The sequence below is a fragment of the Pseudoalteromonas sp. DSM 26666 genome (genome assembly GCF_900116475.1).
Taxonomy (GTDB): domain Bacteria; phylum Pseudomonadota; class Gammaproteobacteria; order Enterobacterales; family Alteromonadaceae; genus Pseudoalteromonas; species Pseudoalteromonas tetraodonis.
Genome location: NZ_FPAR01000003.1, coordinates 176,910 through 191,899, shown reverse-complemented (window position 1 = coordinate 191,899; position 14,990 = coordinate 176,910). Strand labels below are relative to the sequence as shown.

Here is a 14,990-nt window from a genome sequence, read left to right as displayed (position 1 = left end):
CGAAAGTTTTACCTTTTACCTTTCACCTTTCACCTTTTACCTTATATTTTTAACCTCTCATCTCTGCCTTGCTACCACTTATCGTATCTACTCGAATTGTTATTAAAACTCGTTACAATAAAATAATGTTAAAAAACGAGAATCTATAATGAAAACACAACTCACTCTTGTAGGCTGTGCACTTATTACCAGCTTAACGAGCGCCAGTGCTTTAGCTAATAAGCCACTAGAATTTAAAGATGTATTTGATTTTAAATCTGCAAAAGGCACGCAGCTTTCTGAAAATGGTCAAATCCTTTCTTTAAGTGCAACCCCTTATCGCGGGAATGCTACAGGGAAAGTCTACTCACTCAATAGAAATAAGCTTATTGCTGAGGTGGAACGAGGAACCCGTCCTACCATTAGCAAAATGGCAAACTGGGTTGCATTTACGCAGGTGCCTACTCTGCTTGAAAAAGAAACCACTAAGAAAAAAAGTGACTTAAAAAATAACTTAGTATTAGTCAACACCCAAACCGGTGAGCAGCAAAGCTTTAATGATGTAAAAGATTACGTACTAGCTAATAACGGCCAGTGGCTGGCCTATCGCAAAAATGAAAACGCTGAAGAAGACGATAAAAAGCTCGACAACGATAGCGCTATCACTGCCGACAAAAAAGATAAAAGCTATCCGCTGGTTATCATCAACTTAAGTGATAAACGCACTCATACTCTTGAAAATGCCTTTACCTATGGCATTAGTGCCACCAGCGATCAGCTATTGGTGAGTCAAAGCTATGTGGATGGCGGCAATAATCAAATTACTTTATTCTCACTCGATAATTTTACCAGCACCGTATTAATTGATGAGCCTGGTGTGGTTGCTAGCAAAATAGCGTGGCACCCAATCGAAAAAACCGTTGCGTTTACCTTAGGCAACTATGTAAACGATGATAAGCGTCGTCGTCAGTACGAATTAACGCTGTGGCAAAACGACACGCTAACCACTGTGCAATCACCTAACCCAGAATGGTTAATGGGCAAAACCGCGACATTAACTTGGGCCGAAGATGGTACACGTTTATACTTTGAAAACCGCCCAAAACTCGCAGCAAAAGTTAAACAAAAAGAATACACAGATGAGTCATCACTGTATGACTTTGAGGTAATTCGCGACCATAAAGGGCTAAATGTATGGCACAACAATGATGCACAAATAAAACCGCGCGAAGAACAGCAATGGAATGAAAATAATAAAAATCGTCATTACACTGCGGTATACCATATAAACTCACAGCAAGTCGTTCAGTTAAGCACCCCAAATATGCCTGAGCTGGCGCTTAATACTGAGCGTGCCACGTCATTGTTAGGCTACTCAAATTTAGCGCATCTTGAAAAAGTAATGTACGGCGGTTTTTTTGCTGACTACTTTGCTGTTGATATAAACACGGGTAAACAAACTCCTATCATTAACGACTATCCATTTAGGCCGAGCCTTGCGCCTAATGGGCAGTTTGCTGCTTACTTTGATAATAACCAAGTACAGCTTAAAAACTTAGGTAATAACAAAGTGAGCGTACTCAGCAAGGCGATTAACGCCACGTTTGCCGATGACAAACACGACTATCCATCCAAGCAGCCTGGTTATGGTTTTGCAGGCTGGCTAAACGATAGCAGCGAAATACTGGTTTATAGCAAATACGATATTTGGTCGTTTAACGTCAATACCAAGCAAGCTAAACGCTTAACTAATGGTAAACAAAATAACACGCAGTACAGGGTGATCAAACTTGATAAAAACCAAGTAGGCTTTAACAACAATGATACGATCCTGCTTTCTGCGATTAATTTACAAAGCAAGCAAAGTGAAGTGGCTAAACTTAATTTAGCAACCCTTGAAGTCACTGAATTACTTACAGGTAATAAGCGCTTTGATGTAGTTAAAAAAGCCAAACATGCCGATAAATACTTATTTACTGAGCAAACCTATCAGCAATTTCCAGACATTTATCAAACAGACTCTAACTTTAAACAACCACAACGCGTAACTAACCTTAACCCTCAGATAAGCAACTTTGCTTGGGGACAAGCACCTGAACTCATTAGCTATAAAGGCTTTGATGGTGAAGATTTACAAGGGGTATTAATCAAGCCTGCCGATTATAAAAAAGGCGATAAAGTGCCTGTTGTGGTGTACTTTTACCGCTACATGAGCCAGCGCATGTATGACTTTCCAAAAATGGAATTAAATCATCGCCCTAATTTCCCGATGTTTACCTCAAATGGCTACGCCATTTTTTTACCTGACATTCGCTTTGAAATAGGACACCCTGGTAAATCTTCAACTCAAACCATGATCAACGCCACCCAAAAGCTGATTGATTTAGGCATTGCCGATCCAGATAAAATAGGTTTACAAGGCCACTCTTGGGCGGGTTATCAAAGTGCATTTATGATCACCCAAACTGATATGTTTAAAGCTGTGGTATCGGGCGCGCCAGTGTCTAACATGACCAGTGCTTACAGTGGCATTCGCTTAAAATCTGGACTTGCACGCCAATTTCAATACGAAACAGGGCAAAGCCGTATTGGTAAAAATTTATTTGAAGCACCTGAGCTTTATATTGAAAACTCACCGGTATTTTTTGCCGATAAAGTAAACACGCCTATCTTAATTATGTTTGGCGACAAAGATGATGCGGTGCCATGGCATGAAGGCGTGCAATATTACTTAGCGCTTCGCCGCGCAGGTAAAGATGCAACCTTTTTACAATACGAAGGTGAACCACACCACTTGAAAAAATTTCCTAATCAGGTCGATTTTTCAGTGCGTATGATGCAGTACTTTGATCATTATCTTAAAGGCAAACCGGCCGCTAAGTGGATGAAAGAAGGTGAAGCGTTTATCGAAGAGTAACCACTAGAAGTTAAAAAACCCCGATAGCACTGCATGATATCGGGGTTTTTAACTATGTAACTATCACCACTTTAAAGAGAGTGTCCAAAGTAATAATGTGCCCGTCAGATCTTTAGCTGAAGATCTACTCGCTATCACTGCAATGCAGAACTGTATTTGCATACAAAAATAGCGCAAGCTAGATAACCCTTTATTTTATAGTTATTTACTCGGTACTTTTATATGAGCGGGTTATGAGTAATAATCAGTCAATAAAAAAGACACAGTCTAAGAGAAGTAGAGCATGCTAGATTTTTGGTACAAAGGACTACCACAGTATCCAAAAGATCATAAAGACTTTTGGCGCACACGCTTAATTGCTCATTCATTATTAACGGCAACCTGCTACTTTTTAGTTTTAACCCTACTCAACCTGTTCTACTTTCACAGTTACGATATTGCCGCCATTGATGCATTAGGCTTAGTTATATCATTAGCTATTTATGGCTGGTTTAGTAAAACTGCAAATGTAAGTGCTGCGGCATGGGCAGTTACATTTATGGTCGTTAGTTTAATAATGACATTTGTTATCTCTGTAGGTGGCCTTGCTCACTCTTTATTTTGGGCAACACTTATTCCCCCTTTTGCGTTTTTTTTAGTGGGTAGAAATTGGGGAAGCATTTTTAGCGCCATTGCTTTTTGTATTTGTGCTTACCTAACTTATAAGCAACAACAGCTAACCGTCACTATCGGGCTGGGCTCTTTATTTAACATCATTGAGGTCAGCATTGCCCATATCTTAATTTTCAGATTTTATGAAAAAACACGTTTTTCTGCATATGCGCATTTAACAACCCGTAATATAGAGATTCAACATCTCGCTGAAACAGATAAACTCACAGGGCTTTATAATAGACAAAAATTTGATTATGCATTGTCGCAAGTCATTACCAGCAGCAAAGAAACAAAAACCACAAACTGCTTATTTATTTGTGATATTGATCACTTTAAGAAAATAAACGACGCCTATGGTCATTTAGTCGGTGATAAAGTGTTAGCTGAGTTTGCTAAACTGATTAAAAGTAACATGCCCAACCATTCATTAATTGCGCGTTGGGGGGGAGAAGAGTTTACTATTATTTTACCAAACACCTCACTGACCAATGCATTAGCACAAGCAAACGCGTTAAAAGACTATATTTCGACACACCCTGTTGCCAACATTCAGCTAACCATAAGCATAGGGGTAGCTACCATCAGTTCTGATGATTCAGTTATTAGCGTGTTAGAACGTGCCGATAGCGCACTATACGAAGCTAAAAATAATGGTCGTAATTCAGTTTATTTTAGCGACAATAAACTAACGATAGTCGCTTCAGCTAGCCTCTTATAACTAAGTAAGATAGCCAATTAATGTATCGACACACACCAAACTAATTATAAAGAACTAATAACAGCACAAAAAACCAGACTAAAAACCCATTAAAACTGACTTTTAAACTCAGTTCGCGTATTCTTAACCCCCTGATTTGAATAACCCCTATACCAAAATGAGCAACGCCACTCCCCCCTTCTCTATTTCAGCTAGCATGACTCACAGTATGGTAAATATTAGTGAAGTTTTAGGTAAAATCAGTGCCTTATATTCGCCAGCAATGCTTGAGCACTATAAGCAACAAAAAACCGCCTCCCTGCAAATCAATAACCTTGATATTCAATCAATATCATCTGGCCTATCAACCCCAGATATCTTATTAGCCTTGCATCGAAGCTTAATCAAAGATCTGAGTGAAAAATCGGGCAGTTATAGGCAGCAAAGTTTAGCGTTAAAAAGTGGTTTGCAAATGGCACCACAAGCAATGCGAGTACCACAAATGGTAGAGGAGTTATTTGCTTGGTTTAAAACAACCGCGCATCATCCTTTAATCAGTAGTGCAGTATGCCATTATGAATTACAGTTTATTCAACCTTTTGCACAGGGTAATACTGAAATAGCGTGTACGTGGCAAACCCTGCAATTATCGCAGTGGCATTCGCTATTTTCACTAATAAATATTAACAATGTTATAGCGACAACTCGCCGACATTATTTTGAAAGCATTAATCTTAGTACCAAGTCCGGTGACTCATCCGTGTTTATTGAGTATATATTGGAAGTATTATTAGCGGCACTAAAGTCATTAGAAAGTGATTTAAAATCAATAACAAAAACCAAAAACCCCCAACAAACCCCTCAAGTTAAAGAGACTATAAATTTAGACTTACAAGCCCCCCAAGTCATCGCTTTAATAAATATATTTATCCAAAGCGAAAAGCCACTAAACCGACAAGAGCTACAAAATTTACTTGGATTAAAAGACCGTAAACATTTTAGAGAGCGTTACTTAAAGCCAGCCATTGAGGCTGGAATTATAGAAATGACTATTCCCGAAAAACCAAATAGCAAAATGCAGCAGTATAAACTTACCCAGACGAGTTAAAAACTTAAGTTATAAACAGAGTAGGAATAAACGCCACCTCAAAGATGAAGTGGCGTGTTAATACGCTGTTTGCAGCGAAATTTTATAATTGATTAAAAACGACTACGCGTACTGCCCGGCGGCAAATCCACAGCTCCACGCATATTGGAAATTATAGCCTCCTAGCCAACCCGTTACATCGGTTACTTCGCCAATAAAGTATAAGCCTTTGGCTTTTTTAGCCTCAAATGTCTTTGAGCTCAACTCATCGGTATCTACACCGCCTAAAGTAACCTCTGCGGTTCTGTAACCCTCGGTACCATTTGGTTTAATTTGCCACGCATGAATATAATCAGCAAGCGCATCTATTTGGCCATGCGTTAGTTGATTAATATTACAATCGGGAATAGCGTTACTGTCGTGGAGTATTTCTACAAAGCGTTTAGGTAGGATAGTCGCAAGGCTATTTTTCAACGATTTTTGCGCTTGTGTTTCTCGCCAATCAGCTAGCTGTTGCTTTAAATCTATTTCAGGCAGTAAATTGATCGTTACCGCCTGACCTGCTCGCCAAAATGAGCTTATTTGCAATATAGCAGGCCCAGATAGACCACGATGAGTAAATAAAATATTCTCTTTAAATACGGTGCCATCTTCGCTTGCAACTTCACAAGGAATACTAATACCCGAAAGCCCTTCAAAACGGTCTTTATCGTGCTGATGTAAGGTAAAGGGAACTAAAGCAGCCATAGTCGGCAATATCTCTAAGCCAAATTGCTCTGCAATTTTATAGCCGATTGGCGTAGCACCCAGTTTAGGCATGGTTAACCCACCCGATGCAACCACAAGCGACTCACAAGTAAGTGTTTCTTGTTCAGTGGTCACACTATAGCCGGTGGCTGTTTTAGCGACATTTAACACTTCGCTGCGCAGTTGAATAGTAACGCCCGCCCACTCACACTCGGTTAGTAAAATATCAACAATGTCTTGTGCGCTATTGTCACAAAATAATTGCCCGAGTGTCTTATGGTGATATGCCAAACCATGTCGCTCTACAAGCTCTACAAAGTCGTGCTGCGTATAACGACTTAAGCACGATTTTACAAAATGGGGGTTTGCGCATAAATAGTTGCTAGGGCTTGCATTTTCATTGGTAAAATTACAACGCCCACCGCCACTAATTAAAATTTTACGTCCTGGCTTTTTACCCATATCAAGTACTGTGACGCTTCGGCCGCGATACCCTGCTTGTGCCGCACACATTAAACCAGCGGCTCCGGCACCAATCACTATCACATCAACGTGAGTCATTTAGTTATCTCTTAAAAACTTTTGTGAATTATAACAAAGTTTCAATAATAACCAGATAGCCAGAACGTGTTTATCTTAAGCGTAAACAGGGCGCGGTAGCTTTGCTCGATTTTTACTTAGCCCACAAGGTTACAAATCGCGCGCTGCGGTTAACCTCTTCCTAGATTGAACTTATTTTAACCCGCAAAGGTCAACACGCCCTTTTGTATTATTTTTAATTTATCAATAAAAGTAAATCAATGATAAAAAACACCAAAAAAATCTAATACATTAGGATCGTTGATAGCAATAAAACAAATACAAAACAACTGAAAGCGCACTAAATACGCGGTTATAACTAAATGAAATAGGTACATACGTATTTAATATTTCAAAATAGTTAACAGATCATTTACCTTTGTACCCGCTTTGTGGATTTTCACAAATAATAATAAAACTAAGGGTAATTATGACTTCTAATAATTCATTCAAAAAATGCGCTGTTGCGCTAACAATAAGTACACTCTTTGCTGCCAGCTCAAGCATGGCAAACCCAGCGCAAGCAATCGCACCTTCAATGGCAGAAACCTCAGCCAAGTTACAAAATCAAGGTGGCTTTGAGACTCAATTCATCATTAAATATAAGAATAACAACGATATGATGAGTACCTCAACCGCTGATGTATCACCAGCAATGATGAATAAAAAAGCGCAAAGCTTTGTAAAAAACTTCACCTCAAAAAAAGGCAAAGTTAAAGCCAAGTATGTTCGCGCAATGGCACTCAATAACCATCACGTAATGCGTGCCGATAAAAAACTAAACGCTGAAGAGGCCCAGCAGTTCATGCAGGAAATGGTTAATTCGGGTAATGTTGAATATATTGAAGTCGATCAAATGCTAAAACCATTTGCGACACCAAATGACCCGCGTTTTGATGATCAATGGCATTACTATGAGCAAGCCGGTGGACTTAACCTACCAACAGCTTGGGATACGGCAACAGGCAGTGGTGTGGTTGTCGCTGTACTTGATACAGGCTATCGCCCTCACGCTGATTTAAACGCTAATATTTTACCAGGCTACGATATGATCTCTAATCTATCAGTCGCCAATGATGGCAATGGCCGTGATAACGATGCTCGCGATCCAGGGGATGCGGTTGCAGCTGGTGAATGTGGTAATAACGGTGCACAAGGCTCGAGTTGGCATGGTACTCACGTTGCAGGCACTGTCGCTGCAGTAACAAATAACGGTGAAGGCGTTGCTGGTGTTGCTTATGACGCCAAAGTAGTACCAGTGCGTGTATTGGGTAAATGTGGCGGTTTAACCTCAGATATTGCTGACGGTATCATTTGGGCCTCAGGTGGTAATGTATCGGGTACATCGGCAAATGCTAATCCTGCTGATGTAATTAACATGAGTTTAGGTGGTGCGGGTGCATGTAGTTCAACCACGCAAAATGCCATTAATACCGCTCGTAACAACGGCACAGTTGTTGTTATTGCTGCAGGTAACGATAACGATAATTCTGCAAACTACAACCCAGGTAACTGTAATGGTGTTGTTAATGTTGCATCAGTTGGCCGTAATGGTGGCCGCGCTTATTACTCAAATTACGGAAGTAATATTGATGTGGCAGCACCGGGTGGCGCGCAAAGCTTTGCCAATGATTCTGAAGGTGTTTTATCAACTTACAATTCAGGTTCAACAACACCATCAAGCGACAGTTATGGCTTTTCGCAAGGCACCTCAATGGCGGCTCCTCATGTTGCGGGTGTTGCTGCACTGATCAAACAAGCAAAACCAAACGCGACTCCTGATGAAATAGAAAGTATTTTAAAAACAACCACTCGTCCATTCTCTGCCACGTGTACCAGCTGTGGTACAGGTATTGTTGATGCGGCCGCTGCGGTTGCTGCAGCATCTGGTGGTACACCGCCAACAACGGGTGATAACGAACTTGTTGATGGAGAAGTCAAAACCGGTTTAAGCGGTGCGGCAAGTGCACAAGACTTTTACACTATGACAGTACCAAGTGGTGCAACAAATGTTACTTTCACTATGAGTGGCGGTACAGGGGATGCTGACTTGTATGTACGTGCAGGTAGTAAACCAACCACAACCACTTATGATTGTCGTCCATATAAAGGTGGAAACAGTGAAGAATGTTCTATTGATAATCCAACAGCCGGCACTTATCATGTAATGCTGCGTGGTTATTCAGCCTACAGTGGCGTGAGTTTAGTCGGTAACATTACGGGTGGTTCAACAGGTGGTGGTTCAGGCACACCTCAAGCAGGTGGTGGCACGGTGTCTGATATCACAGCAAATGCAGGTCAGTGGAAACATTACACGCTAGATGTACCGGCGGGTATGGCAAGCTTTACTGTTACAACGTCAGGCGGCACCGGTGATGCAGACTTATTTGTAAAATTTGGTAGCCAGCCAACAAGCTCAAGTTATGATTGTCGTCCATATAAAAATGGTAACGCCGAAACTTGTACTTTTAGTAATCCTCAAGCGGGAACATGGCACTTAAGTGTTAATGCGTATCAAACATTCTCTGGTTTAACGCTAAGCGGTCAATACCAGCCATAAAACATCCTCTCTTTAGATAAAAAAAGCCGATACACTGTATCGGCTTTTTATTCTCTGATTAAAGTCGTCAGTGTTAAAGCGTTGCTAAAACAGCTTCAGCACTGCTTATTACAAACTCTTTGTCTTGTTCTACAAATAGACCAGTAACAACACCATTATCAACAACCATCGCGTATCGTTTTGAGCGTATTCCACCAAAGCCTGCGGTATCTTTTTCAAGCCCTAAAGCACGAGTAAAACTAGCATCACCGTCTGCAAGCATGTCTATATGCTCTGCATTTTGTGACTCACCCCACGCTTTCATCACAAATGCATCGTTTACCGATACACAATAAATAGCGTCAACTCCCTTGGCCTTAATTTTATCAGCCAAGCTAATATATCCAGGTAAATGAGCATTCGAACACGTTGGTGTAAAAGCGCCTGGCACTGCAAATAACACGACTTTTTTATCTGCAAATAATTCATTGCTTGTCAGTGTTTGCATACCGTCATCGGTTAGCTTAGATAGACTAACTGCGGGTATTGTTTGACCTTGTTCAATCATGTTAAATCCTTTGGGTAATTACGTAGACTTTTAGCATACAGGTTAATATTTACGGTTTCGAGTTTATACCGAGATTAAACAGCATCACTGTCTAAACCCAATCCCTTTTTAATTGTTGCCATTTGCAGCTCTAGCTGCGAGCGAATATCAGACACCAACTCACTCGACTCATTTACTTGGCTTTTCATATTATGCATTGATTGGGTAAAGTCACTAAGGAAATTGCTTTGCTGTTTTGCAAGCTCCATTGCTTCAACTGCAACTGTGTTTGCTTGCTGAGCATTATTTGCGACCCCTTCAGAGTTTGCTTGAAGCTCTTGGGCATTTTCGGTTTGTAGCTGTGCATCCTCAGTTAACGCATTAATTTGTGAATAGACCATTTGAGAGTTCTCACTTAATAACGCGAGCTGATCGTTAATCTCTTTTAACGAACCTTGGGTTTGCATGGCTAATTGCCTTACTTCATCAGCAACCACCGCAAAACCTCGGCCTTGCTCACCGGCTCTTGCTGATTCTATTGCAGCGTTCAGTGCTAATAAATTGGTTTGTTCAGCTATGGTGCGAATAACCGTTATTATATTACTCACTCCTTGTACGCCGCTCAGTAACTCTTGCACACTGTGCATACCTTGTTCAATACGTTGCTGTGTATCAGAACTCGCATTAAGCATATTTTTAGCAAAACCAACACTTTGCTGCATTGCCTCATAAGTACTTTGAGCATTTTCAGCAGCTTGAGCGTTAATATGATTAACCTGCTCACCTATGTGTTGAATATTTACTAGTAAACTTTCATTTTTAACAACTTGTTCGTAGCTAGTCGCGCTTTTTGTACCTATTTTTTCTAAATGCTCACTCATTTGCTCCATGAAGTCACTAACGACACCAAGCATACTCGCTCTTTCTTGCGCCTCCAGACGCTGGCGCTCAATTAACAGGTTAAAATACTGCGCTATTTCACCAACCTCTGTTTTAGGATTATTCACTGTAATATTTTTTAACTCATTACTTTCGATTAAAAATGCAAACCCATCTCGTAGTTGCCGCAAAGGCTGTAAAACCTGTTTACGTTGCACCCAATAAACACCAAAAGCTAATATTACTAAACCACCTATTGCAATTCCAAACACCCAAAATACTTGTTGTTTAACGGTATCTTGCTGCGCTTTTAATGTTTGCTCTGCCTCAATCACTGTTTTTGATAACACGCTAATTTGTTCACGTAACTCATTCGTTCCAGAATTACGCTGCTTTGCTTGCGATAAAGTACTGCTTAAATCACGTAAATAGCGCTTAGGCCAACTAACCAACTCCGCTTTTATATCAGCAGCCAAATCCTCTGGCTCCTCATCTACAAATAAAGCAAATTCATCAACCTCAGTCATCACTCCTAAATTAGGCAACTGTGCAATTTTTGCAGCGAGTAAGTTTAAATTTTTTACGCTTTGTTGCAGGCTTTTTTCAATTTCAGGCTGGTAATCATTTAGCAGTTGATAGGTCGATAAAGATAAATTAACCACTTCACTATAATAATCACTCGCCAACTTATTGTAGCTTAGAGCATGGCTACTTTGAGTTGATGCTTTTTGTACATAATTTATAAGCGATGACGCTGAGCCCGCCATTTGTCTCAGTGCATTGTCTAAAAGCGCAGTTTCGTTACCTGAGAGCTTTCCTAGTGCTCTGTATTTACCGTTAATGTCTTTATTTAGTGAAAATAGCTGTGTTGAAAGGCGCACTTCTAACTCAGAGGGAAGTACCGTTAGCTGCTGCGCTTTAAGTTGCTCAATTAAAGCTGAAGATTGCGTCAGGTATTGGCTATTGCCTCGTGCCAAGTAGTCTTCTAAAAGGCCAGCAAGATCGACCATTATGGTATTTTTTAATTGGCTATAAGCAATATCTTGTTGTTGAATTTTTAGTAATGTATGACTTGCCCATAACAAGGTAGCAGCGAGCAACACACTGGCTAACGTTAATAAAATAGCTAAAAGACGGGTAAAAAATGATACACGCATAAACATATCTCAAAAGTGACATTCATACAGAGTATTGAATTTTTATGACATTTTTATGTAAAAGACTTAATTAGGGTAATAGTCAGGTGTATTGAGAGATAGCTAAAGGCTCAATGGAAGGATGTTTTAGGTAACTAATAAAAAACCGCGTATAAACGCGGTTTTTTTAAATTAAGCTTTTAATTAAAGGCCTGCGCGGTCTTTAATAATAGGGATTAAAGCTGAACCAGCATGATTTGCCTCAGCCCAAGCGATATCTGCGCCATCTTCAAGTGAGCTTTTTGATAAGTTTTTAACAATGTACTCACCCGTATCAACCGCATTACTTGCAACAGCGTGACGCAATAAGTTGTTACCATTACAGAAAACTGCATCATAGATATTACGTACTTTCACACGTGAACTTTTTAGTTTGCTACGCAGACGATTTTTATCATCAGCGGCAATGTATTCACAGACTGAAACAGCTAACTGATCATCAGCGCTTACAGGCGCAGTATAAGCGAACGAACCCGCTGCAATAGCAGCAATTACAACTAGCTTTGGTAATTTAATCATTGATTGGACACCCTATATTAATACTTTTTTCGTACTCGACTGTTTAATATTGTACCAACACGCTCAGATTTTCGCAATAATGTTAAGAAACTTTATTCAAAGTTACGAACTTATAACTATATTTATTTTTATCATCGGGCGTCATCAACATTTCATCTTCAATTTGCCAGTTTGCAACACTTTTATAATCAGGAAATTGTGTATCCCCTTCAACATCTAAGTCTATAAAGGTTAAATACAAGCGCTGCGCCTGCGCTAAAAACTGCTGGTAGATGTTTCCGCCACCAATTATCATCACCTCTGCAACATCATTAACAAGCTCAAGTGCAGCTTCTGGTGTGGTTACTGTTTCAATTCCTGATGCGTGATAGTCTTTATTACGAGTAATAATAATATTACGTCGCCCAGGTAACGGTCGGCCTATTGATTCAAATGTTTTGCGCCCCATAATAACGGGTTTACCAGAGGTTACTTTTTTAAAGTGCTGAAGGTCACCAGGTAAATGCCATGGCATTTTATTATCTAAGCCAATGACACGGTTATTTGCCATTGCTGCAATCATTGAAATTATCACACTAAATACCCAATACTTTATTATTAATCAAAGAAAAAGGAGCGTTAGCTCCTTTTAAATATAAACAATTATTAACGCTCGTAGACAACTTCTACGTCGTAATCATCTTCATCCCAATCATCCCAGTCATCATCATCGCCTTTAGTGGCTTTTTGATGGTAGGTATCCCACTTAAATTCAACCTCTTCGTCTGCCACTTCAACAAACTTCTCTTTAGGCATGTTATCAAGTAGCGTCATGATGTCGTGAATTAATGGCTGCGTATTTAATTTATTAATTGCAGCAATACTGTAAATATTTTCAGACTCACCCAACTCTTCTGTAATTTGCTCACATAAGGCTTTGGCTTCATCTTCAGGCAATAAATCAATTTTATTAAATACCAACCAGCGTGGCTTTTCAGCAAGCTTAGGGCTGTACTGGTGTAGCTCGTTGATGATTGCAAATGCATTATCAACAGGGTTAGAGCCATCAACTGGCATTACATCTATAATGTGTAAAAGCACACGACAACGCTCTAAATGCTTTAAGAAGCGAATACCTAATCCCGCCCCCTCTGACGCGCCTTCAATCAAACCTGGAATATCAGCAATTACAAATGATTTGTTTGCTTCAGGACGAACAACCCCTAAGTTAGGAATCAGCGTAGTAAATGGATAATCAGCTACTTTAGGTTTTGCAGCTGACACACTGCGGATAAAGGTTGATTTACCTGCATTTGGTAAGCCTAGTAAGCCGACATCAGCCAGTAGCATTAGCTCTAACTTAAGGTTACGTACTTCACCCGGTGTGCCAAGTGTTTTTTGACGTGGAGCACGATTAGTACTTGATTTAAAACGCGCATTCCCCAAGCCATGGAAACCGCCTTTTGCAACCACAATTCGTTGACCATCTTGGGTTAAATCCCCTAATGATTCTTGTGTATCAACATCAATAATACGTGTACCAACAGGCACTTTAACGATCAGGTCTTCACCTTTTTTACCCGTACAATTACGGCTTTGACCGTTTGTACCGCGTTCTGCTCTGTGAAAACGCTCAAATTGATAGTCAATAAGGGTATTTAAGTTTTCATCAGCTTGTAGATAAACACTACCACCGTCTCCACCGTCACCGCCATCAGGTCCACCATCTGGAACATATTTCTCACGACGAAAAGACACGATGCCGCTGCCACCGTCACCAGCTTCTGCGCGAATTTCTACTTCATCTACAAACTTCATGATTACTCACTTTAGGGATTGGCTTGTTAATAACTCTATTATATACCTAAGTGGCCTATAGAGCACACTGAGCATAAAAACACTTGGGTATATATTTAAACATGCTTAAAACAAAAAACCCCGCAAAGGCGGGGTTTTTTAACTACCTTACTGATTACTCAGCTACGATAGTTACGTATTTACGGTTTAAAGGACCTTTTTGTTCAAACTGAACTTTACCATCTGCTTTTGCGAAGATAGTGTGGTCTTTACCGATACCTACGTTTGCGCCTGGGTGGAAACGAGTTCCACGCTGACGAACAATGATGCTACCCGCTAGAACTGATTCGCCACCAAAACGCTTAACACCTAGGCGTTTGCTTTCTGAATCGCGACCGTTACGAGTACTACCAGCTGCTTTTTTATGTGCCATTTCTAAGTACCTCTAATTAAGCGCTAATGCCAGTGATTTTAACTTCTGTGAACCATTGACGATGGCCCATTTGCTTACGAGAATGCTTACGGCGTCTAAATTTAACAACCTTAATCTTCTCACCGCGACCGTGTGAAACAACCTCAGCTGTTACTTTACCACCGTTTACGAACGGTACACCAATCTCGATCTTCTCACCATCAGCAACTAAAAGTACTGAATCAAATTCAACTGCTGCACCAGTTTCAACGTCTAATTTCTCAAGACGAATTGTTTGACCTTCAGTCACACGGTGCTGTTTACCACCACTTTGGAAAACCGCGTACATAATTAACTCCGTCTGTGCGCCCTCAAATCGACGCAACTAAAATATTCTTCAATAGGGCGCGAAGTTTACGCTAATGCGTAAAAACTAGCAAGCCTCTTTTTGTAATTAAATGA

General features: G+C 40.2%; 12 protein-coding genes. 4 read left to right on the top strand and 8 right to left on the bottom strand.

Translation table 11 applies throughout. The annotated features are described in order from the left end of the window. Positions 1–148 precede the first annotated feature (148 nt). The 3 genes from BM380_RS07050 to BM380_RS07040 all read left to right on the top strand — a co-directional run bounded on the left by BM380_RS07050 (position 149) and on the right by BM380_RS07040 (position 5,355). Positions 149–2,896: a S9 family peptidase gene (locus BM380_RS07050; protein WP_090493749.1), complete on the top strand. Its 2,748-nt coding sequence runs from the start codon at positions 149–151 to the stop codon at positions 2,894–2,896. Between the two features lie 283 nt (positions 2,897–3,179). Then, positions 3,180–4,268: a GGDEF domain-containing protein gene (locus BM380_RS07045; protein ID WP_090493747.1), complete on the top strand. Its 1,089-nt coding sequence runs from the start codon at positions 3,180–3,182 to the stop codon at positions 4,266–4,268. Between the two features lie 196 nt (positions 4,269–4,464). After that, entirely contained in the window at positions 4,465–5,355 is an 891-nt protein-coding gene (locus tag BM380_RS07040) for a Fic family protein (protein WP_254772058.1), read from the top strand. Between the two features lie 102 nt (positions 5,356–5,457). Here BM380_RS07040 and BM380_RS07035 read toward each other — a convergent pair whose 3' ends face one another. After that, complete coding sequence (locus tag BM380_RS07035) at positions 5,458–6,642, bottom strand: BaiN/RdsA family NAD(P)/FAD-dependent oxidoreductase (RefSeq protein WP_090493743.1); 1,185 nt, start codon at positions 6,640–6,642, stop codon at positions 5,458–5,460. Between the two features lie 448 nt (positions 6,643–7,090). On the opposite strand from BM380_RS07035, the gene BM380_RS07030 reads away from it, so the two are divergent. Next, positions 7,091–9,220, top strand: a complete 2,130-nt coding sequence (locus tag BM380_RS07030; protein ID WP_090493741.1) for a S8 family peptidase — start codon at positions 7,091–7,093, stop codon at positions 9,218–9,220. A gap of 73 nt (positions 9,221–9,293) precedes the next feature. On the opposite strand, the gene BM380_RS07025 is transcribed toward BM380_RS07030, so the two are convergent. From BM380_RS07025 to rplU, 7 genes are all read right to left on the bottom strand, one after another. Then, a complete protein-coding gene (locus tag BM380_RS07025) occupies positions 9,294–9,767 on the bottom strand; it encodes a peroxiredoxin (protein ID WP_090493739.1) in 474 nt (157 codons plus the stop codon). Between the two features lie 74 nt (positions 9,768–9,841). Further along, positions 9,842–11,782, bottom strand: a complete 1,941-nt coding sequence (locus BM380_RS07020) for a methyl-accepting chemotaxis protein (protein ID WP_036956678.1) — start codon at positions 11,780–11,782, stop codon at positions 9,842–9,844. Positions 11,783–11,965: 183 nt separating this feature from the next. Next, positions 11,966–12,340 carry a DUF3718 domain-containing protein gene (locus tag BM380_RS07015; RefSeq protein ID WP_013465918.1) on the bottom strand — a complete coding sequence of 125 codons (375 nt, stop codon included), beginning with the start codon at positions 12,338–12,340 and terminating at the stop codon, positions 11,966–11,968. Between the two features lie 82 nt (positions 12,341–12,422). Then, positions 12,423–12,914 carry a type 3 dihydrofolate reductase gene (folA, locus tag BM380_RS07010; protein ID WP_024601745.1) on the bottom strand — a complete coding sequence of 164 codons (492 nt, stop codon included), beginning with the start codon at positions 12,912–12,914 and terminating at the stop codon, positions 12,423–12,425. A gap of 71 nt (positions 12,915–12,985) precedes the next feature. Next, on the bottom strand, positions 12,986–14,137 hold the full coding sequence (cgtA, locus tag BM380_RS07005) for an Obg family GTPase CgtA (RefSeq protein WP_090493737.1): 1,152 nt from the start codon (positions 14,135–14,137) through the stop codon (positions 12,986–12,988). A gap of 154 nt (positions 14,138–14,291) precedes the next feature. Further along, positions 14,292–14,549 carry a 50S ribosomal protein L27 gene (gene rpmA / locus BM380_RS07000; RefSeq protein ID WP_008114963.1) on the bottom strand — a complete coding sequence of 86 codons (258 nt, stop codon included), beginning with the start codon at positions 14,547–14,549 and terminating at the stop codon, positions 14,292–14,294. A 16-nt stretch (positions 14,550–14,565) separates the two neighbouring features. After that, a complete protein-coding gene (gene rplU / locus BM380_RS06995; protein ID WP_004587921.1) occupies positions 14,566–14,877 on the bottom strand; it encodes a 50S ribosomal protein L21 in 312 nt (103 codons plus the stop codon). Positions 14,878–14,990: the final 113 nt, after the last annotated feature.